Origin of the sequence: Agromyces sp. LHK192, assembly GCF_004006235.1 — a bacterium.
Lineage (GTDB): Bacteria > Actinomycetota > Actinomycetes > Actinomycetales > Microbacteriaceae > Agromyces.
This window is the reverse complement of sequence record NZ_CP034753.1, coordinates 2801199-2820746: the sequence shown is the minus strand read 5'-3', so window position 1 is coordinate 2820746 and position 19548 is coordinate 2801199. Positions and strand designations below refer to the sequence as shown.

The 19548-nt window shown below is 71.9% G+C and carries 19 protein-coding genes and 1 tRNA gene; 15 read left to right on the top strand and 5 right to left on the bottom strand.

Going from position 1 to position 19548, the window contains the following annotated elements; translation table 11 throughout:
- Positions 1-11 precede the first annotated feature (11 nt).
- The 6 genes from rsmI (at position 12) to ELQ40_RS12685 (ending at position 6469) form a co-directional block, all read left to right on the top strand.
- Entirely contained in the window at positions 12-833 is an 822-nt protein-coding gene (gene rsmI, locus ELQ40_RS12710) for a 16S rRNA (cytidine(1402)-2'-O)-methyltransferase (RefSeq protein ID WP_127794019.1), read from the top strand.
- 112 nt (positions 834-945) lie between these two features.
- Positions 946-2025, top strand: a complete 1080-nt coding sequence (locus tag ELQ40_RS12705; protein ID WP_127794018.1) for an NADP-dependent oxidoreductase — start codon at positions 946-948, stop codon at positions 2023-2025.
- 64 nt (positions 2026-2089) lie between these two features.
- Positions 2090-3649, top strand: a complete 1560-nt coding sequence (gene metG, locus ELQ40_RS12700) for a methionine--tRNA ligase (RefSeq protein ID WP_127794017.1) — start codon at positions 2090-2092, stop codon at positions 3647-3649.
- A gap of 46 nt (positions 3650-3695) precedes the next feature.
- Positions 3696-4619: a TatD family hydrolase gene (locus ELQ40_RS12695; RefSeq protein ID WP_127794016.1), complete on the top strand. Its 924-nt coding sequence runs from the start codon at positions 3696-3698 to the stop codon at positions 4617-4619.
- A 1-nt stretch (position 4620) separates the two neighbouring features.
- Entirely contained in the window at positions 4621-5496 is an 876-nt protein-coding gene (gene rsmA, locus ELQ40_RS12690) for a 16S rRNA (adenine(1518)-N(6)/adenine(1519)-N(6))-dimethyltransferase RsmA (RefSeq protein WP_127794015.1), read from the top strand.
- Between the two features lie 28 nt (positions 5497-5524).
- A complete protein-coding gene (locus tag ELQ40_RS12685; protein WP_127794014.1) occupies positions 5525-6469 on the top strand; it encodes a 4-(cytidine 5'-diphospho)-2-C-methyl-D-erythritol kinase in 945 nt (314 codons plus the stop codon).
- A gap of 107 nt (positions 6470-6576) precedes the next feature.
- On the opposite strand, the gene ELQ40_RS12680 is transcribed toward ELQ40_RS12685, so the two are convergent.
- Positions 6577-7509: a hypothetical protein gene (locus ELQ40_RS12680; RefSeq protein ID WP_127794013.1), complete on the bottom strand. Its 933-nt coding sequence runs from the start codon at positions 7507-7509 to the stop codon at positions 6577-6579.
- Positions 7510-7756: 247 nt separating this feature from the next.
- Here ELQ40_RS12680 and ELQ40_RS12675 point away from each other — a divergent pair, with 247 nt between their 5' ends.
- The 4 genes from ELQ40_RS12675 (at position 7757) to ELQ40_RS12660 (ending at position 12709) form a co-directional block, all read left to right on the top strand.
- Complete coding sequence (locus ELQ40_RS12675; protein ID WP_127794012.1) at positions 7757-9646, top strand: ABC-F family ATP-binding cassette domain-containing protein; 1890 nt, start codon at positions 7757-7759, stop codon at positions 9644-9646.
- Positions 9647-9918: 272 nt separating this feature from the next.
- Positions 9919-10827 (top strand): MetQ/NlpA family ABC transporter substrate-binding protein, encoded by a 909-nt coding sequence (locus tag ELQ40_RS12670; protein ID WP_127794011.1) that lies wholly within the window; start codon positions 9919-9921, stop codon positions 10825-10827.
- Positions 10828-10994: 167 nt separating this feature from the next.
- Positions 10995-12050, top strand: a complete 1056-nt coding sequence (locus ELQ40_RS12665; RefSeq protein WP_127794010.1) for a methionine ABC transporter ATP-binding protein — start codon at positions 10995-10997, stop codon at positions 12048-12050.
- A complete protein-coding gene (locus ELQ40_RS12660; RefSeq protein ID WP_127794009.1) occupies positions 12050-12709 on the top strand; it encodes a methionine ABC transporter permease in 660 nt (219 codons plus the stop codon). Before ELQ40_RS12665 ends, ELQ40_RS12660 begins: the two co-directional genes overlap by 1 nt.
- Positions 12710-12850: 141 nt before the next feature.
- On the opposite strand, the gene ELQ40_RS12655 is transcribed toward ELQ40_RS12660, so the two are convergent.
- Positions 12851-13342 (bottom strand): MarR family winged helix-turn-helix transcriptional regulator, encoded by a 492-nt coding sequence (locus ELQ40_RS12655; RefSeq protein WP_127794008.1) that lies wholly within the window; start codon positions 13340-13342, stop codon positions 12851-12853.
- 209 nt (positions 13343-13551) lie between these two features.
- Between ELQ40_RS12655 and ELQ40_RS12650 the strand changes: the two genes are divergently transcribed.
- The 5 genes from ELQ40_RS12650 to ELQ40_RS12630 all read left to right on the top strand — a co-directional run bounded on the left by ELQ40_RS12650 (position 13552) and on the right by ELQ40_RS12630 (position 18274).
- Positions 13552-13623: transfer RNA gene (locus ELQ40_RS12650), tRNA-Gln, on the top strand.
- Position 13624: 1 nt separating this feature from the next.
- Positions 13625-15070: a bifunctional UDP-N-acetylglucosamine diphosphorylase/glucosamine-1-phosphate N-acetyltransferase GlmU gene (gene glmU, locus ELQ40_RS12645; RefSeq protein ID WP_127794007.1), complete on the top strand. Its 1446-nt coding sequence runs from the start codon at positions 13625-13627 to the stop codon at positions 15068-15070.
- A gap of 31 nt (positions 15071-15101) precedes the next feature.
- Positions 15102-16079 carry a ribose-phosphate diphosphokinase gene (locus ELQ40_RS12640; protein ID WP_127794006.1) on the top strand — a complete coding sequence of 326 codons (978 nt, stop codon included), beginning with the start codon at positions 15102-15104 and terminating at the stop codon, positions 16077-16079.
- A 15-nt stretch (positions 16080-16094) separates the two neighbouring features.
- Entirely contained in the window at positions 16095-17801 is a 1707-nt protein-coding gene (locus ELQ40_RS12635) for a long-chain-fatty-acid--CoA ligase (protein ID WP_127794005.1), read from the top strand.
- A gap of 2 nt (positions 17802-17803) precedes the next feature.
- Positions 17804-18274, top strand: coding sequence for a hypothetical protein (locus ELQ40_RS12630; RefSeq protein ID WP_127794004.1), 471 nt, complete (start codon positions 17804-17806; stop codon positions 18272-18274).
- A gap of 39 nt (positions 18275-18313) precedes the next feature.
- On the opposite strand, the gene ELQ40_RS12625 is transcribed toward ELQ40_RS12630, so the two are convergent.
- The 3 genes from ELQ40_RS12625 to ELQ40_RS12615 are packed head-to-tail and all read right to left on the bottom strand — an operon-like array spanning position 18314 to position 19421.
- The gene (locus ELQ40_RS12625; protein ID WP_127794003.1) at positions 18314-18688 is read right to left on the bottom strand and encodes a hypothetical protein; all 375 of its coding nucleotides are present in this window, start codon (positions 18686-18688) and stop codon (positions 18314-18316) included.
- A complete protein-coding gene (locus ELQ40_RS12620) occupies positions 18685-19068 on the bottom strand; it encodes a DUF202 domain-containing protein (protein WP_127794002.1) in 384 nt (127 codons plus the stop codon). Before ELQ40_RS12620 ends, ELQ40_RS12625 begins: the two co-directional genes overlap by 4 nt.
- Positions 19068-19421 (bottom strand): YidH family protein, encoded by a 354-nt coding sequence (locus ELQ40_RS12615; protein ID WP_127794001.1) that lies wholly within the window; start codon positions 19419-19421, stop codon positions 19068-19070. The genes ELQ40_RS12620 and ELQ40_RS12615 overlap by 1 nt, the downstream gene beginning before the upstream one ends.
- Positions 19422-19548 lie beyond the last annotated feature (127 nt).

Below are 19548 nucleotides of genomic sequence, written 5' to 3'. Positions count from 1 at the left end.
GACTGGAGGGCATGATCATCCTCGCCGCGACCCCCATCGGCAACCTCGGCGACGCGTCGGCGCGGCTGCGCGAGGCGCTCGAGCAGGCGCGCGTCGTGGCATCCGAGGACACGCGCGTCACCCAGCGCCTCCTCGCCGGACTCGGCATCGCCAACCGGCCCCGACTCATCGCGCTGCACGAGCACAACGAACGGCAGAAGGCTGACGAGATCGTCGAACTCGCCCGCGACGAGGACCTGCTGCTGCTGACCGACGCGGGCATGCCGACCGTCTCCGATCCGGGGTTCCCGCTCGTGCAGGCGGCGGTCGCCGCCGGCGTCGACGTCACGGTGCTGCCCGGGCCGAGCGCGGTGATCACGGCGCTCGCCGTCTCGGGATTGCCGACCGACCGGTTCGCGTTCGAGGGATTCCTGCCGCGCAAGGCGGGGGAGCGGTCGCGACGGCTCGCCGAACTCGCCGGCGACCGGCGCACGCTCGTGCTCTTCGAGGCGCCGACCCGGCTCGCCGCGAGCCTCGCCGCGCTCGCCGAGGCGTTCGGGCCGCAGCGTCCCGCGGCGGTCTGCCGCGAGTTGACGAAGCTGCACGAGGAGGTGCGCCGGGGTCCGCTCGCCGAACTCGCGGCCTGGGCCGAGGAGGGCGTGCGAGGGGAGATCTGCGTCGTCGTCGGCGGGGGGGCGGCAGAGGCATCCGACCCCGACGACGCGCTGCGGCGCGTGCTGGAGCTCGCGGCCTCCGGAACCCGGCTGAAGGACGCGGCGGCGCTGGTCGCCGCGGAGACCGGGCTCAGTCGCCGCGACCTGTACGAGGGGGCGCTCGACGCGCGTCGGGGCTGAATCCGGGCGCGTGCGCTCGCGATCATGCGACCCGGCTGCGCGAAAAAGGGGTGCGCACCACCCCCGTTCGAGGGACAATGGAACCGGCGCATTGCGGCGCCGGAGGTGCGACATGTCACGAGCGGTCAGATTCTCCACCCACGGTGGTCCCGAGGTCCTCGAGGTCGTCGAGGTGCCGAAACCCGAACCGGGTGACGGCGAGGTCCTCGTCGAGGTCTTCGCGGCAGGGCTGAGCCCGGTCGACTCGGTCGTCCGGCGCGGGTCCCATCCCGAGCGATGGCCGGTCGAACTGCCCGCGGGTGTCGGCCAGGAGATCGCAGGCGTCGTCGCAGCGGTCGGCCCGGGGTCGGTCGCGTTCGCGAAGGGCGACGAGGTCATGGGCTACGTCGACGGCGGCGCACAGGCGACGCACGTCGTCGCGCGCGCGACGGATCTCGTGCAGCGGCCGGCGGGAGTCTCGTGGGAGGTCGCCGGCTCGCTGCACATCGCCGGCACGACCGCCTGGTCGGCCGTCGAGGGCCTCGGGCTGGGCGCAGCGGACACCGTCGTCATCACGGCGGCCGCCGGTGGAGTCGGATGCCTCGCCGCGCAGTTCGCGCGCCTGCGCGGCGCCATGGTCCTCGGCACGAGCGCCGACGCCAGGTTCGACTTCCTCCGCCAGTTCGGCGTGATCCCGCTGGCCTACGGGCCGGGGCTGGTCGAGCGCGCGCGACTGGCCGCGGGAGGGCGCCCGATCACCGCGTTCCTCGACTTCCTCGGCGGGGAGGTCGACGCGGCGATCGAGCTCGGCGTGCCCGCGCCGCGCGTCCTCACCACCCTCGACTGGGACGCCGTCGCCGAGCGCGGCGCGGTGCTCGTGGAACCGGGCGACTCGATCCTGCTCGCGCGCGTCGCCAGGCAGGTCGCCGACCGTCGCGTGCGACTGCCGATCGCCGACATCTTCCCCCTCGACGACATCGTCGACGCGTACCGTGCGCTCGACCGGCGCGATGCGCCCGGCAAGATCGTGCTCGGCCTGCGCACGGTCGACTACCCCGGCCAGCGCGTGCGCGAACCCGCGATCAAGGAGCAGGACGTCACGCTCGGCGTCGCGACCCCGCACGACCACATGGACGTCGAGGAGCAGGTGCCGGCCGCGATCGGCGACGGCAGCGTGCGCCGACGGCACCGCGCAGGGCACGAGCCGGACTGAGCACCGCCCGGGGGCATCCGTCATGGAGGCGGACGCGCAGCCGCGCGCCCGTAGGATTGTCGGCATGGCCGACGGCTCCTCGTTCTACATCACCACGCCCATCTTCTACGTCAACGACGTGCCCCACATCGGGCACGCGTACACCGAGGTGGCCGCCGACGTCATCTCGCGGTGGCACCGGCAGGCGGGCGAGGACACGTGGATGCTCACCGGCACCGACGAGCACGGCCAGAAGATCCTGCGCACCGCGACCGCCAACGACGTGACGCCGAAGGAGTGGGCCGACAAGCTCGTCGCCGAGGCGTGGAAGCCGCTGCTCGAGACCGTCGACATCGCCAACGACGACTTCATCCGCACCACCGACGAGCGACACGAGCAGAACGTCCAGAAGTTCCTCCAGCACCTCTTCGACGAGGGGCACATCTACACGGGCGAGTACGAGGGCTACTACTGCGTCGGATGCGAGGAGTACAAGACCGACTCGCAGCTGGTGCCCGGCACGGGCGAGTTCGAGGGCCAGCTGGTCTGCGAGATCCATTCGAAGCCGGTCGAGCTGCTCAACGAGAAGAACTACTTCTTCCGCATGTCGGCGTTCGCCGACCGGCTGCTCGCCCTCTACGAGGAGCGCCCCGACTTCGTGCAGCCCGAGTCGGCCCGCAACGAGGTCGTCTCGTTCGTGCGCTCGGGTCTCGACGACCTCTCGATCTCGCGCTCGACGTTCGACTGGGGCGTGAAGGTCCCGTGGGACGACAGCCACGTCGTCTACGTCTGGTTCGACGCGCTGCTCAACTACATCACCGCCGTCGGCTATGGGCAGGACGACGCCGAGTTCGCGCGCCGCTGGCCCGCCCAGCACATCGTCGGCAAGGACATCCTGCGGTTCCACGCGGTGATCTGGCCGGCCATGCTGATGGCCGCGGGCCTCGAGGTGCCGCGCGGGGTCTTCGGGCACGGATGGCTCCTCGTCGGCGGCGAGAAGATGTCCAAGTCCAAGCTCACCGGCATCGCACCGTCGCAGATCACCGACACGTTCGGCTCGGACGCGTTCCGCTTCTACTTCCTCTCCGCGATCGGGTTCGGCCAGGACGGCTCGTTCTCGTGGGAGGACCTGGCGGCGCGCTACCAGGCCGAGCTCGCGAACGGGTTCGGCAACCTCGCGTCACGCGTCGTCGCGATGATCGCGCGCTACTGCGACGGCGCCGTGCCGACCGCCGCGACCCTGACCGCCGCCGACCTCGAGATCCAGTCGATCGAACGCCGTGCCACCGAGCGCTCATGGGAGGCGATCGGCCGCCTCGCCGTGCACGAGGCCATCGCGGCCGCCTGGGAGCTCGTCGACGCGCTCAACGGCTACCTCACGAGCGAGGAGCCGTGGGCGCTCGCCAAGGACCCGGCGCAGCGCGACCGACTCGAGACCGTGCTCGCCGTCGCGTACCACGGGCTCGGCACGCTCGCCGTGCTGCTGTCGCCGGTCCTGCCCAAGGCGACGGCGAAGCTGTGGACCGCGCTCGGCGCACCCGGCACCGTGCAGGAGCAGCGCATCGACCGGGCCGACGAGGTGCGACTCGGCGAGCAGGTCTCCGCGCTCGAGGCGCTGTTCCCGCGCATCGAGGTCGCCGGGTGACGTTGCGCTCCGCCGAGGTGGACCGGATCGCCGCCGCGGGGTGCGCGTGACCGAGCACCTCCGCAACCGCTCCGACGGCGCGCGCGACGGCAAGCCCGCGCCCGACTACCCGCCCGCGCCCGAGGGGCTCGCGGTGCCGGTGTACGACAACCACACCCACCTCGAGATCGCCGACGGCGCGCTGCCGCTCTCGGTCGCCGAGCACCTCGATCGCGCCGAGGCCGTCGGCATCGCGGGCGCCGTGCAGGTCGGCACCGATGTCGCGACCAGTCGGTGGTCGGCAGACGCCGCCGACCGTGACGGGCGCCTGCTCGCGGCCGTCGCCCTCCACCCGAACGAGGCCCCCGAGCTCGAGGCATCCGGCGCCCTCGACGACGCCCTGGCCGTCATCGACGAGCTCGCCGCGCGGCCGCGCGTGCGGGCCGTCGGCGAGACCGGCCTCGACTGGTACCGCACCGGCGAGGAGGGGCGGCCCGCCCAGTTCCGCGCCTTCGAGGCGCACATCGACATCGCCAAGCGCCACGGCGTCGCGCTGCAGATCCACGACCGCGACGCCCACGACGACGTCGTCGAGACCCTGCGCCGCGTCGGAGCGCCCGAACGCACCGTGTTCCACTGCTTCTCCGGCGGTGAGGAACTCGCGCGGCTCGCGGCATCCGAGGGCTGGTACTGCTCGTTCGCCGGCAACGTGACGTTCAAGAACGCCGAGAACCTGCGCGAGGCGCTGCGCGTGCTGCCGCGCGAGCTGATCCTCGTCGAGACGGATGCCCCGTACCTCACGCCGGCGCCGCTGCGCGGACGACCCAACGCGCCGTACCTCGTGCCCGTGACCGTGCGATTCATGGCCGACGTGCTCGGCGCGCCGCTCGACGAACTCTGCGCCGACCTCGCGTCGAACACCGTCCGCGTGTACGGCTCATGGCAGGATGACCCCGTGACCAGCGGATTCGTCGACGCGGACGGGGCCTGACATGCATCGCCACGAGGCAGAGCAGGCGCCGGCCCACCCGCGGCTGCTCGGCCCCGCCGAGATCCGCGACCTCGCCGAGCTCCTCGGCGTCACGCCGACGAAGAAGCTCGGCCAGAACTTCGTGCACGACGCCAACACGGTGCGCCGCATCGTGCAGGCCGCAGGCGTCGAACGCGGCGAGACGGTGCTCGAGATCGGCCCGGGGCTCGGATCGCTCACGCTCGGGCTGCTCGAGGCCGGGGCATCCGTCATCGCCGTCGAGATCGACGGCCGCCTCGCAGCGCAGCTGCCCCATACGGCGACGTTGATGCAACCGGGCACGTCGCTCACCGTCGTCCACGAGGACGCGCTCAAGGTGCGCGACCTCCCCGGCGAACCCGTGCGGCTCGTCGCCAACCTGCCGTACAACGTGTCGGTCCCGGTGCTGCTGCACCTGCTCGAGCACGTGCCCTCGCTGCGGTCGGGCATCGTCATGGTGCAGGCCGAGGTCGGCTACCGGCTCGCCGCGGAGCCCGGTTCGAAGGTGTACGGCGCGCCGAGCGTCAAGGCCGCCTGGTACGGAGACTGGCGCACCGCCGGACAGGTCTCCCGCATGGTGTTCTGGCCGGTGCCGAACGTCGACTCCGTGCTCGTCGGCTTCGACCGGCACGGCGAACCGGGTGACGAGGCCGAACGCCGGGCCACGTTCGAACTCGTCGACGCCGCATTCGGGCAGCGGCGCAAGATGCTCCGGCAGGCCCTCTCGGGCGTGCTCGGCGGCTCCGCCGCCTCGGCGACCGAGGTGCTCGAGCGCGCCGGGGTCGACCCGCAGGCGCGCGGCGAGCAACTCGCCGTCGACGACTTCCTGCGTATCGCGCGGGCGGTCGTTCGCGACTGAACGCGAACCATTCGACTAGCGTGGAGCCATGACCATCGCGGCGGCCGACGAGTCGGTGCACGTCCGGGCGCCGGGCAAGATCAACCTCTTCATGCGCGTCGGCGAGGCCGGCGCCGACGGCTACCACGACGTCGCCACCGCCTATCAGGCCGTCTCACTCTACGAAGACCTGCGCGCCTGGCCCGACGACCGCATCTCGGTCTCGTTCACCGGCACCGTCGACACCGCGGGCCTGCCGACCGACGGCTCGAACCTCGCCGTCAAGGCCGCGAAGCTGCTCGCCAAGGCCACCGGCGTACCCGAGGGCGTTCGGCTCGAGATCACGAAGCACGTCCCGATCGCGGGCGGCATGGGCGGCGGGTCGGCGGATGCCGCGGCCACGCTCGTCGCCTGCGACGCGCTCTGGGGCACGGCGCTGCCGCGCGAGGAACTCCACGCGCTCGCCGCGAAGCTCGGTGCCGACGTGCCCTTCGCCCTGACCGGTGGAACGGCCATCGGCACGGGGCGCGGCGACCGGCTGAGCCCCGCCCTGGCGACGGGCTCGTTCCACTGGGTGCTGGCGATCGCCGACCACGGACTCTCCACGCCGCAGGTGTACCGGGAGCTCGACGTGCTCCGCGTCGAGGAGGCCGGACGCCCGATGCCGTGGAGCGCCCCCGCCGGTTCGCCGAGCGTCGACGCGGCCGTGCTCCACGCGCTCCGCGCGGGCGACGCCGCCCATCTCGCGGCGGCCCTGCACAACGACCTCCAGGCCGCGGCCGTGCGGCTCTCGCCGTCGCTGGCGGAGCTCATCGACCTCGGGGAGCAGGCCGGGGCGCTGGCCGGCATCGTCTCCGGCTCGGGACCGACCGTGGCGTTCCTGGCCGAGTCGAGCGAAGACGCCATCGCCCTCCAGGTCGGGTTGTCTGCCGCCCGGATCACGGCGGTGCACGCGCACGGCCCCGTCCACGGCGCTCGAGTCCTCCCCGTCTGACCCCCACACCCACACCCACACCCACACCCACCCCATCCCCACCCATCCCCCTTCGCTGAGGTGACGGGAAACTCCCGGTGCAGACGTTCCGAACCGGGAGCTTGGCGTCACCTCGACGCTCGCGAGGCGAGCCGGGCGGCGACCCGACGGACGAGCGCGGCTCGGCTCGCCGGGGTTGCGAGGTCCCTCGCGGTCACCTGGACCATGAGCCAGCCGAGGTCGGCGAGCCGTTCGAGGCGCGCGAGGTCGGCGCGATAGCGCTGCGGCGTGGTGTGGAAGTCGCTCTGATACTCGATTCCGACGCGGTGGTCGGGGTATGCGAGGTCGAGTACCGCGATGCGGCGACCCCGGACGACGACCGGATGATTGAGCTCGGGATCGGGGAGCCCGCCGCGCGTCAGCGCCAGCCGGGTGAAGGTCTCCTGCCGGGACACCGATCCCTCGCGGGCGGCTTCGAGCGCGGCCCGGAGCCGAACGACGCCCCGATGCCCGCGGCTCGATCGCAACTCGGCGTCGAGGTCGTCCCTGGTGCACAGCGGCAAGGTGCCGCCGATCGGCGCAGCGCCGGTGATCAGTGCATCCGTCGCGGCGATGAGATCGTCGAGTCCGAGCAGCGCGCCGAGCACCCGCCACGTGGTTCGGGGGTCGGTCACCCGGAGCCCGCCGACTCCGATGACACGGCAGGCGGATGCCTCGAGCACGTGCGGGATCACGCCCCGTGCCGAGGGCGGGTGGTCGCCCCTGACGACGGCGACATCGAGCGTCGTGCGCCGCTGGACCGCGAGCGGCAACGGGATGCCGTGGATCATCGCGGCCGTCGCGTGGGAGAAGAACTGCGGCTGGGGCATCCGCTTCGCGTAGGCGACGATGCGAAGTCGATCGTCGAGCGACGCGCCGGCCCGGACCCTGACTCCGTGGAACGGCGCGTCGAGATCTCGGCGGGACAGCCGCATGGCGGGCACCTGCAGTTCGAGGGCCTCTCGGGTCGTGAAGGCCGGACGGTCGCCGAGCGGTGCGGGGAGTGGGGCGGGCGAGCGCATCCGCCGATGATCGCCGCGGCCCGCTCGGATCCCGTCGGATTCCCGCCTCCTCGGGTTCCCAGGCCGTCCAAGCCCGGGTGTGGAGGACCGGTCGCACGGAGCGCCCGTGCGCTGAGGTGACGGAAACCTCCCGGTCGGGCCGCCCCGACCCGGGACGTTTCCGTCACCTCGGCGGAGGAGTGCGGGAGGAGGGCGGGAGGGAGGTGATGCCGCGGGGGGAGCCGGCGCGAAGTAGGCTCGTCCGGTCATGGCACATCTCCTCGGCGCCGAGCGCCTGCATCTCGAGTTCCCCACCAGAGTCGTCTTCCACGAGGTGACCCTCGGGCTCGACGAGGGGCATCGGGTCGGCATCGTCGGACGCAACGGCGACGGCAAGTCGACCCTGCTGAAGCTCCTCGCCGGTCGCCTCGAACCCGACGGCGGACGGGTCACCGTGCGGCGGGGCATCCGCATCGGCATGCTCGACCAGGCCGACACCGTCGATCCGGACCTGACCGTCGCCGCCGCGGTCGTCGGCGGCATCGACGAGCACGTCTGGGCGGGCGACGCGAAGGTGCGCGACGTCATCGCGGGGCTCCTCGCGGATGTCCCGTGGCACGGCCGGGTCGGCGACCTCTCGGGCGGGCAGCGCCGGCGGGTCGCGCTCGCGGCGTTGCTCATCGGCGACTGGGACGTGCTGTTCCTGGACGAGCCGACGAACCACCTCGACGTCGAGGGCATCGCGTGGCTCGCCCGCCACCTCCAGCAGCGCTGGGCGAAGACCTCGGGCGCGCTCGCGGTCGTGACGCACGACCGCTGGTTTCTCGACGAGGTGTGCACCGACACCTGGGAGGTGCACGACGGCATCGTCGAGCCGTTCGAGGGCGGATACGCCGCGTACGTGCTGCAGCGCGTCGAGCGCGACCGCATGGCCGCGGCATCCGAGGCGAAGCGGCAGAACCTGATGCGCAAGGAGCTCGCCTGGCTGCGGCGCGGCGCCCCGGCGCGAACGTCGAAGCCGAAGTTCCGCATCGATGCGGCGAACCAGCTCATCGAGAACGAGCCGCCCGTGCGCGACAAGGTCGAGCTCAGCCGCCTCGCGGTGAGCCGACTCGGCAAGGACGTCGTCGACCTGCTCGACGCCGGCGTCGAGTACCCGGCCCCCGACGGCGGCACCCGCACGGTGCTGCGCGACGTCGAGTGGCGCATCGCGCCCGGCGAGCGCACCGGCATCCTCGGCGTGAACGGCGCCGGGAAGTCGACGCTCCTCGGCCTCGTCACCGGGGCGGTGAAGCCGACCGCCGGGCGGGTCAAGCGCGGGACGACCGTGCGCATCGCGACGCTCAGCCAAGAGCTCGCCGAGCTCGCCGAATGGGCGGACCAGCGCGTCAGCGCGGTGGTCGCCGAGCAGAAGCGCAGCTACACGATCGGCAGCGGCTCGAAGGCCGTCGAGCTCTCGCCGGGTCAGCTGCTCGAGCGCCTCGGGTTCTCGAACGCCCAGCTCTCGACGCCGGTGAAGAACCTCTCGGGCGGCCAGCGGCGGCGGCTGCAGCTGCTGCTCATCCTGTTGCAGGAGCCCAACGTGCTGATCCTCGACGAGCCGACGAACGACCTCGACACCGACATGCTCGCGGCGATCGAGGACCTGCTCGATTCCTGGCCGGGCACGCTCCTCGTCGTCTCGCACGACCGGTACCTGCTCGAGCGGGTCACCGACCAGCAGTTCGGCATCTTCGACGGGCACCTGCGGCACCTGCCGGGCGGCGTCGACCAGTACCTCGAGCTGCGGAGGCAGTCGGATGCCGCGGCGCCCGGTACCGCGGCCGGGCGGAGTGCGGGCGGTGCCGGCGCGGCCGGGGGATCGGTCGCGCCCGCGGCCGGGGCCGCTGGCCGACCCGCGAGCGGCGCGGCTTCGTCGTCGGCCCCGGCGCTCGCCGGCGCGGAGCGCCGCGCCGCCGAGAAGGAGCTCGCGTCGATCGACCGGAGGCTCGAGAAGTCGCAGGTCGAGATCGCTGCACACCACGAGCGGCTCGCACGCCATGACCAGTCCGACTACGTCGGCCTCGCCGCGCTCGGCGACGAGCTCGCGCAGCTCGAGGCATCCGTCGCCGATCTCGAGACGCGGTGGCTGGAGGTCTCGGAGTCGCTCGAGTCCTGAGCACGGTCGCGTCGGATCGGTGCGCCCGCGCGGGCAGAGGCCCGCGAGGGCACGCGTTGCAGCATCCGTGTTGCTTCCCGTGACGCATCGAAGGATCTGTGACGGAACGTGACCCTGCTGGCGCGGTCGGCGCAGATGCTTCACGTATGGTGGAACGGCACCCGCGATCTGCGGCACCGATGCCTCCCCACCCGATATCCCGAGTGGGCGGAGCCGTGCCCACGCACGCCGACCAGCGGTCCGATCGCGGTGCCACCGAGAGAGGAATCCCCATGTCACGTCGCCGTTCCACGTCCATCCTCGCCGCGTTCGCCGCGGTGCCGCTCGTCGTCGCCCTCGCGGGCTGCGCCGGCGGTTCCGCCTCGGGCGACTCCGGTTCGGGCGGTGACGACGACGTCGTGACCATCGGCGTGGTCGGCAAGTCCGACCCGCAGTGGGCCCCGTTCGTCGAGGCCGCCGCCGAGGAGGGCATCACCGTCGAACTCGTCGACTTCGGCGACTACAACCAGCCCAACCCGGCGCTCACCGAGGGCGAGCTCGACCTCAACCAGTTTCAGCACATCGTCTACCTCGCCGGGTACAACGTCGACGCCGACGAGGACCTCACCCCGATCGGCTCGACCCAGATCTACCCCCTCGGCCTCTACTCGACGAAGTACGACTCGGTGAAGGACATCCCCGAGGGCGAGACCGTCGCGATCCCCGACGACCCGTCGAACCTCGCCCGCGCGCTCCTCGTGCTCCAGTCGGCCGGCCTGATCGAGCTCACCGACGGCGGCTCGATCTTCTCCACGCTCGCCGACATCGACGAGGCGAAGTCGAAGGTCCAGGTCAAGACGCTCGAGGCCGCGCTCACCGCGACCTCGCTGCCGGACGTCGCCGCCGCGATCATCAACAACGACTTCGTGGAGAACGCCGGTCTCAGCTTCGACGACGCGATCGCGCAGGACGACCCCGAGGACCCGAACGCCCTCCCGTACGTCAACATCTTCGCCGCACGCGCTGAAGACAAGGACAACGAGACCTACCTGAAGCTGGTCGAGATCTTCCAGACGAACGCCGACGTGCAGGCCGGCCTCGACGAGGCATCCGGCGGCACCGGGGTCTCGCTGGTCGTGCCCGTGGCCGACCTCGAGCAGTCGCTCGCCGACGTCGAGGAGGACACCGCCGCACAGGGCTGATCGAGGGGCCGGCCCGCGAGCGCGGCCGGCGCGACGATCACCCGCGCGACGGGACAGAATAGGGCGGTCGGCCCGCAACCCGGGCCGACCCGCACGAACGCACGAACCGCCACCGGGCGACGCGCAGCGCGCGTCGCCCGGTCGGCGCGTTCGGGAGGAGGAACCGCATGGCCATCGTGAGCCTTGCGAACGTGGGCAAGTCGTATCCGTCGCCGGATCGCGGCGGTGACCCCGTCGTCGCGGTCGACGACGTCACGCTCGACATCGAGCCGGGCGACGTCTACGGCATCATCGGCTACTCGGGCGCCGGCAAGTCGACGCTCGTGCGTCTCATCAACGCGCTCGAACCCGTCACCGCCGGCACCGTCACGGTCGACGGCCGGGTGATCTCGGGGCTTCCCGAGCGGGAGCTTCGGGGCATCCGGCTCGGCATCGGCATGATCTTCCAGCAGTTCAACCTGTTCGACCAGAAGACGGTGCAGGCGAACGTCGCGTACCCGTTGAAGGTCGCCGGCTGGTCGAAGGCCGAGATCACGGCGCGCGTCGCCGAACTGCTCGACTTCGTCGGGCTCGCGAGCAAGGCGAAGGCCTACCCCGAGCAGCTCTCGGGCGGCCAGAAGCAGCGCGTCGGGATCGCGCGGGCCCTCGCGACCCGGCCCTCGATCCTGCTCGCCGACGAGGCGACCAGCGCCCTCGACCCCGAGACGACCCAGGAGGTGCTGGCGCTGCTGAAGCGCGTCAACACCGAGCAGGGCGTCACGATGGTCGTCATCACGCACGAGATGGACGTCATCCAGTCGATCGCCACGAAGGTCGCCGTGATGGACGGCGGCCGGGTCATCGAGCACGGCGACGTGTTCGACGTGTTCTCGGCGCCGCAGCACCCGGCCTCGCAGCGGTTCGTCTCGACGGTGGTCAAGGGCGTGCCCTCACCCGCCGAGCTTGCGGTGCTGCGCGAACGCCACGCCGGACGCATCGTGACGTTCTCGTTCCGCGACGGCGACGCCTCGCAGGCGCAGGTCTTCCTCGACCTCGCCGCGGCCGGCGTCGAGTTCGAGCTCGTCTACGGCGGCATCAACGACATCCGCGGCCGGGCGTTCGGTCACCTCACGCTCGCGCTGCGCGGCACGGATGCCGCGGTCGACGGCGTGCTCGCGAAGCTCGGCGAGCACGTCGAGGTGAACGAGGCCGGTTCGGATGCCTCGGCAGGGGAGGTGCGCTGATGGACGCGCTGCTCGAACTCGGGCCCGAGTTCTGGAAGGCCGCCGGCGAGACGCTGTACATCGTCGGGTTGACGATGCTGTTCGGCGGTGCCGGCGGCCTGCTGCTCGGTATCGGGCTCTACGTGAGCCGGGCCGGGAGCCTGCTGCCGAACCGAGCCGTGTACACCGTCCTGAACGTCGTGATCAACTTCTTCCGCCCGATCCCGTTCATCATCTTCATCGCGGCGATCCAGCCGGTGACCCGGGCCGTGATCGGCACGGGCATCGGCAACGACGCCGCGATCTTCGCGCTGTCGCTGGCGGCGTCGTTCGCGATCGGGCGCATCGTCGAGCAGAACCTGCTCACGGTGCGGCCGGGCGTGATCGAGGCGGCGCGCTCGATGGGCGCCGGTCCCTGGCGGATCCTGTTCACGGTCGTGCTGGGCGAGGCGCTCGGCCCGCTGATCCTCGGGTACACCTTCATCGTGATCGCGGTCATCGACATGTCCGCGGTCGCCGGGTTCATCGGCGGCGGCGGCCTCGGCTACTTCGCGCAGCTCTACGGGTACCGGCAGTTCGAGCCGGTCGTGACGTGGGCGGCGGTGCTGCTGATCGTGGTGTTCGTGCAGATCGTGCAGTCGCTCGGCAACTGGCTGGCCCGCAAGGTGCTGCGCCGCTGACCGGTGCGCTGCGACCTCCTGCGCCGCGCGAAGTTCGGAGGACCGCCCGTACCTCGGACCATTCGGGCGGAATCCTCCGGAGTTCGCGCGATGCTCCGAGCTTCGGCGCGGGCGCGGGCGCGGGCGCGGGCGCGGGCGCGCTCAGTCGAACCCGAGGCTGAGCTTGCGCAGCAGCGCGGCCAACCGGCGCTGCTCGACGGGCGGCAGCGTGCGCAGCAGTTCGGCCTCGGCGTCGACGAGCCGGGTGATCGCGGCGTCGACGCGCGTGAGCCCGGGCCGGCTCATCTCGACGAGGATGCCCCGGCCGTCCTTCGGATCGGTGAGACGTGAGACGAGGCCGCGCGCGACCAGCCGGTCGATGCGATTCGTCATGGTGCCGCTCGACACGAGCGTCTGCTGGAGCAGCGCCTTCGGCGAGAGCCGGTACGGGGAACCGGCCCGGCGGAGCGCCGAGAGCACGTCGAACTCCCACGACTCGAGTTCCGACCGCTCGAACGCCTGCTTCCGCGCCCGGTCCAGGTGCTTGCCGAGCCGACCGACGCGCGAGAGCACCTGCAGCGGCGAGAAGTCGAGATCGGGGCGCTCGCGCTCCCAGTCCTCGACGATCCGGTCCACCTCGTCAGCTTCGGCCACCTGTTCATTATGGGCGCCCGTTGCTCCTGGGACGGTTCGTGTCCGTCGGGACGGGGGCGTCCGGCCGTCCGGTGCGTCACGAACCGTCCCAGGTGAAGGGCACGGCTGCGGTGCGAGCGCAGGCGGATGCCCGGTGCGCGGGGAGTGGGGCATCCGCCCGGGTCTGGCAGACTTGAGGGCGCGTGTGCGGCGGGCCCGTCGACGCGCGGTCCGCCATGGTGTAACGGCAGCACGACAGCCTTTGGAGCTGTGAGGACCAGGTTCGAATCCTGGTGGCGGAGCATGACCGATGCACAGCTCGCGATCGTCGTCCTCGCCGCAGGGCAGGGCACCCGGATGAAGTCCGTCGTCCCGAAGCTGCTGCACCCGCTCGCGGGTGCGCCGATCGTGGCCCACGTGCTCGCGACGGCCCGCGCACTCGACGCCGACTGCGTGGTCGCGGTCGTGCGGCACGAGCGCGACCTCGTGGCCGCGGCGGTCGAGGCCGAGCTGCCCGGCGCGATCATCGTCGACCAGGACGACGTGCCCGGCACCGGCCGGGCGGTCGAGCTCGCGCTCGCGGCACTCCCCGACGACTTCGACGGCGACGTGCTCGTGCTGAACGGCGACGTGCCCCTGCTGAACGCCGACACCCTCGCCGACTTCCTCGCCCAGCACCGCGGAACGGGCGTCGCCGGCTCCGTGCTCTCGGCGCACTACGCCGACCCGAGCGGATACGGCCGGATCGTGCGTGCCGGCGACGGCGCGTTCGACCGCATCGTCGAGCAGAAGGACGCCTCCGACGACGAGCTCGCACTCGACGAGATCAACGCCGGGATCTACGCGTTCGGTGCGGCGGCGCTGCGCGACCAGCTCGCGAACCTCACGACCGACAACGCGCAGGGCGAGAAGTACCTGACCGACGTGATCGGGCTGCTGCGGGCCGCCGGGTCCGAGGTCTCCGCGCTCCCGGTCTCGGAGCCGTGGCTCGTCGCCGGAATCAACGACCGCGCCCAGCTCGCCGAGACCGCGGCGCGCCTGAACGCCCTCATCATCCGCGGCTGGCAGCTGAACGGCGTCACGATCGAGGACCCCGCGACGACGTGGATCGACCTCGCGGTGCGCATCGAGCCGGATGTCACGATCCGCCCCGGCACGCAGCTCAAGGGCGCGACGACGGTCGCGACGGGGGCGATCGTCGGCCCCGACACGACGCTCGTCGACTGCGAGATCGGGGCGAACGCGGTCGTGAAGCGCACCGACGGCACCCTGGCCGTGATCGGCGAGGGCGCCGAGGTCGGACCCTTCGCCTATCTCCGCCCGGGCACGTACCTGGGTGCCGACGGCAAGATCGGCACGTTCGTCGAGACGAAGAACGCCCGCATCGGCGATGGCAGCAAGGTGCCCCATCTCTCCTACATCGGCGACACCGAGATCGGCGTCGGCGCCAACATCGGCGCGGGCTCGATCACGGCGAACTACGACGGCGTGAACAAGCACCGCACGACGATCGGCTCCCACGTGCGGACGGGATCGCACGGCGTGTTCGTCGCGCCCGTTACGATTGGAGACGGCGCGTACACGGGGGCGGGCACGGTCGTCCGGAAGGACGTCCCGGCCGGGGCCCTCGGCATGAACGTCGCGCCGCAGCGCAACATCGAGGGTTGGGTCGGGCAGCACCGCCCGGGAACCGCTGCCGCGGAAGCGGCGGAGGCGGCCGGACAGCAGCAGGACGCCGACGTCGACTGACACCGGGGCCGGTGGGAAAAGGACAGTGCACATGTCGGGAATCGAGACCACCGGATCCAAGAGGCTCGTCCTCGTGTCGGGACGCGCGCACCCCGAGCTCGCGCAGCACATCGCGGAGGAGCTGGGATCGGAGCTCGTGCCGACCGACGCCCGCACGTTCGCGAACGGCGAGATCTACGCGAGGTACGACGAGTCGGTCCGCGGCTCGGACGCCTTCGTGATCCAGTCGCACACCGCGCCGATCAACGAGTGGCTCATGGAGCAGCTCATCATGATCGACGCGCTCAAGCGGGCGTCGGCCAAGCGCATCACGGTCGTCGCCCCGTTCTACCCCTACGCCCGCCAGGACAAGAAGGGCCGCGGCCGCGAGCCGATCTCGGCGCGCCTGGTCGCCGACCTCTTCCACGCCGCCGGTGCGAACCGGATCATGTCGATCGACCTGCACGCGGCGCAGATCCAGGGCTTCTTCGACGGCCCCGTCGACCACCTGTTCGCGATGCCGGTGCTGCTCGAGCACTTCAAGTCCAAGCTCGACCCCGAGACCCTCACGGTCGTCTCGCCCGACATGGGCCGGGTGCGCGTCGCCGACATCTGGAGCGACAAGCTCGGCGCCCCGCTCGCCATCATCCACAAGCGTCGCGACCCGCTGGTGCCGAACCAGGTCTCCGTCCACGAGATCGTCGGCGAGGTGAACGGACGGGTGTGCCTGCTCGTCGACGACCTGATCGACACGGGCCGCACGATCGTCAAGGCGGCCGAGGCGCTCAAGGCGAACGGCGCGATCGGCGTCGTCGTCGCGGCCACGCACGCCGTGTTCTCGAATCCGGCGACCGAGATCCTCCAGTCCGACTTCATCGACGAGGTCGTCGTGACCGACACGCTGCCGATCCCCGAGGAGAAGCGCTGGGACCGCCTGACGATCCTGCCGATCGCCCCGCTGCTGGCACGGGCGATCCACGAGGTCTTCGAGGACGGCTCGGTCACCAGCATGTTCGACGGGGCCGCGTAAGGCCGCGGATCCGACATGAGCGAGGCCATCACCACTCCCCGTCCCTGGCTCGCGAGCTACGCCGACGGCGTGCCCGACGACGTCGACGCGCCGACGGGTTCGCTGTACGACCTGATCCGCGAGTCCGCTGACGACTACCCCGACCACGTCGCGCTCGAGTTCTTCGGTCGCACGACGACCTACGCCGACCTGATCGCCGAGATCGACCGGGTCGCCGAGGGGCTGCGGCTCCTGGGCGTCCAGAAGGGCGACCCGGTCGCGATCGTCCTGCCGAACTGCCCGCAGCACATCGCGGCCTTCTACGCGGTGCTGCGCCTCGGCGCCATCGTCGTCGAGCACAATCCGCTCTACACGCCGCGAGAGCTGCGCCACCAGTTCGAGGATCACGGTGCCCGCGTCGTGATCGCCTGGGACAAGGTCGTCGCGACGATCCAGGCGTTCCCGGCGGATGTCGCGGTGCCGACGATCATCTCGGTCGACGTCACGCGCGCGATGCCGTTCGGCACGCGGTTCGCCCTGCGGTTGCCGATCGCGAAGGCGCGGGAGTCGCGTGCGGCGCTCACGACGAGCGTGCGGGGTGCGACGAAGTGGGAGTCCCTCACCGGGTCGGCGCCGATCGACGCGCACATCATCGCGCCCGAGGCATCCGACGTCGCGTTGATCCAGTACACGAGCGGCACGACGGGGAGCCCGAAGGGGGCCACGCTCACGCACGCGAACCTGCTCGTCAACGCCGCCCAGGCGCGCGCGTGGGTGCCGCAGGTGCCGCGCGGGTCGGCCGTGGTCTACGCGGTGCTGCCGATGTTCCACGCCTACGGGCTGACGCTGTGCCTGACGTTCGCCATGAGCATGGGCGCGCGGCTCGTACTGTTCCCGAAGTTCGACCCCGACCTGGTGCTCAAGGTCGTGAAGCGGCATCCGGCGACGTTCCTGCCTGCGGTGCCGCCGATCTACGACCGGCTGACGAAGTCGGCCGCGAACGCCGGCGTCTCGCTCGCCGGCATCGAGATCGCGATCTCGGGTGCGATGCCGCTGTCGGCCGACGTCGTCGAACCGTGGGAGGAGGCGAGCGGCGGATACCTCGTCGAAGGCTACGGGCTGTCGGAGTGCTCGCCGGTGCTGATGGCGAACCCGGTGGCGCCGAACCGGCGCGCGGGCACCGTCGGGCTGCCGCTGCCGTCGACCGAGTGCCGCGTCGTCGACCCCGACGACCCGATGTCGGACGTCGAACCGGGTGCCGAGGGCGAACTCGTGGTGCGCGGACCGCAGGTGTTCTCGGGGTACTGGAAGAAGCCCGAGGAGACCGAGGCGGTCTTCGTGAACGACCCCGACGGCGGTGAGCGATGGTTCCGCACGGGCGACATCGTCGCGATCGACGCGGAGGGCTTCGTGCGCATCGTCGACCGAATCAAGGAGCTCATCATCACGGGCGGCTTCAACGTGTCGCCGAGCGAGGTCGAGGAGGCGCTGCGCCGCCACGACGACATCGAGGACGTCGCGGTCGTGGGCCTGCCCGACGAGCATTCGGGCGAGCAGGTCGTCGCCGCGGTGGTGCTGCGCGAGGGTGCGACCCTCGACGAGGCGGCGATCCGCGCGTTCGCGCGCGACGAGCTCACCGCGTACAAGGTGCCCAAGCGCATCGTGCAGGTCGACGACCTGCCTCGGTCGCTCATCGGCAAGGTGCTGCGCCGCGAGGTGCGCAACGGCCTCCTGAACGGCTGACCGTGCCGTTCCTGGGCGACGAGGCCTCGGCCGCGCTGGAGCGCCTGATCGCGCTGCACCGGGCGACCCATGCCTCGCCGCTCGACCGGCTCCGGGGCATCCGCTCGCTCGCGACGGCGCTCGACGCCGATCCCGCGGCGCTCGACGCGGTGCGCGACGCGCTCGCGGCCGGGGCCGGTTGGGACGACGTGGCGGATGCCGCGGGCCTGAGCGCCTCGGCGGCGAAGTACCGCTGGTCCGGCGGCGACGACGAGATCGCGAAGCGGCAGGAGCAGAGCCGGCAGCGCAAGCGCGAGCGTCCGTCGACCAGGCCGCAGGACCTCCCGGGCCTCTCGGTGGCGGAGGCTGCGGCTCGGCTGGGCGTCACGCCGCAGGCGATCTACCAGCGGGTCACGCGCGGCCTGCTGCGAGCCGAGACCGTCGAACTGCCCGACGGGCGGAAGTACAAGCGGGTGTTCCCCGACGAGCGCTGACTGCGCGGCGCCCGGCGTCGGGCGGCATCGGTTCGCTCGTCAGGTCTCGCGCTCGTCCGGGACGACCGCGTGCGGCACGCTCGGGATCAGGCCGAGGTTCGCGATGAGCCGGTCCTGGTGGCCGTCGCGTTCGGCATAGCACATCCAGCCGGCGCCGCCCGGGCCGAAGAGCTCGAACTCGACGTGCGCACCGGTCGCGTGGTCGTCGAAGCGCACGACCGTGACGCGGCAGGCGTTCACGGCGGCGTTGCGGGCCACGGTGAACAGCGACAGCACGAGCGGCAGCACCATCGCGGCGAGCGCGATCACGACGACGATGCGGATGGCGCGCCGCCGGCGTTCGCCGTACACCGGGCCCGATTCGGGCTCGAGGTCGTCGTCGCCGGGTGCGAGTTCGGGTGGCAGCGCGCTCATCGGCCCGCTCCGAACATGGCCGCTCCGAGCAGATCGGTTCCGCCCGCGTCCGCTCCGATCGTGACCGACCCGATGCCGGCCAGCGCGGCCAGCACCGTCGCGGCGGCGACCAGCTCGAGGGCGCCGCGCGGCGGTGTGATGTGCAGCGTGTCGCCGGAGAGTTGCCGGCGGCGCACGGTGCCGACCGCGACGACCGCTCCACCGGCGAGGAAGAGCGCGATGCCCACGACGAGGAGCCACGGCTCGCCGTCGATGAGGCCCGACCGGAACGCGAGTAGCGCGTTGACGGCGATGACGAGTGCGGTCCGCGTCCACGAGAGCGCGGTGCGCTGCGGCTGGAGCCCGGGGTCTCCGTCGGCCGGGATGCGGTAGGCGTTCATCACGGCAGCACGAGGAAGACGGCGAGCACGGCGGCGGTCAGCAGGCACACGCCCGAGATGACCGGCAGCACCCAGCTGAACGGCAGCGGTCGGCTGTGCCGCATCGCGATCTCGTTCGCGCGCCACCGCGTGTATGCGACGACGCCGAGCACGGCGGAGACCACGGCCAGTGCGACGGCGAGCACGGTCACGGCGACGCGGGGGCCGACGTCGGGTGCGAACTGGTGGAGCAGCACTCCGCCCGCGAGGAGGGCGAGCGCGGTGCGGATCCAGGCGAGGAACGTGCGTTCGTTCGCGAGCGTGAACCGGTAATCGGGGTCCTCGCCCTCGGTCCGCCACTTCGGCTCGGCCATGTGCACCCCCTTCCTCGGGCATCCTACGCGAGGGTCATGCGACTGCGAGCGGGGCGAGGGCGGGGCATCCGCTCGCCGACCGCCATCCCCGCCGCACCGGAACCGCGAGGGGCGGGTGGGCGATGCG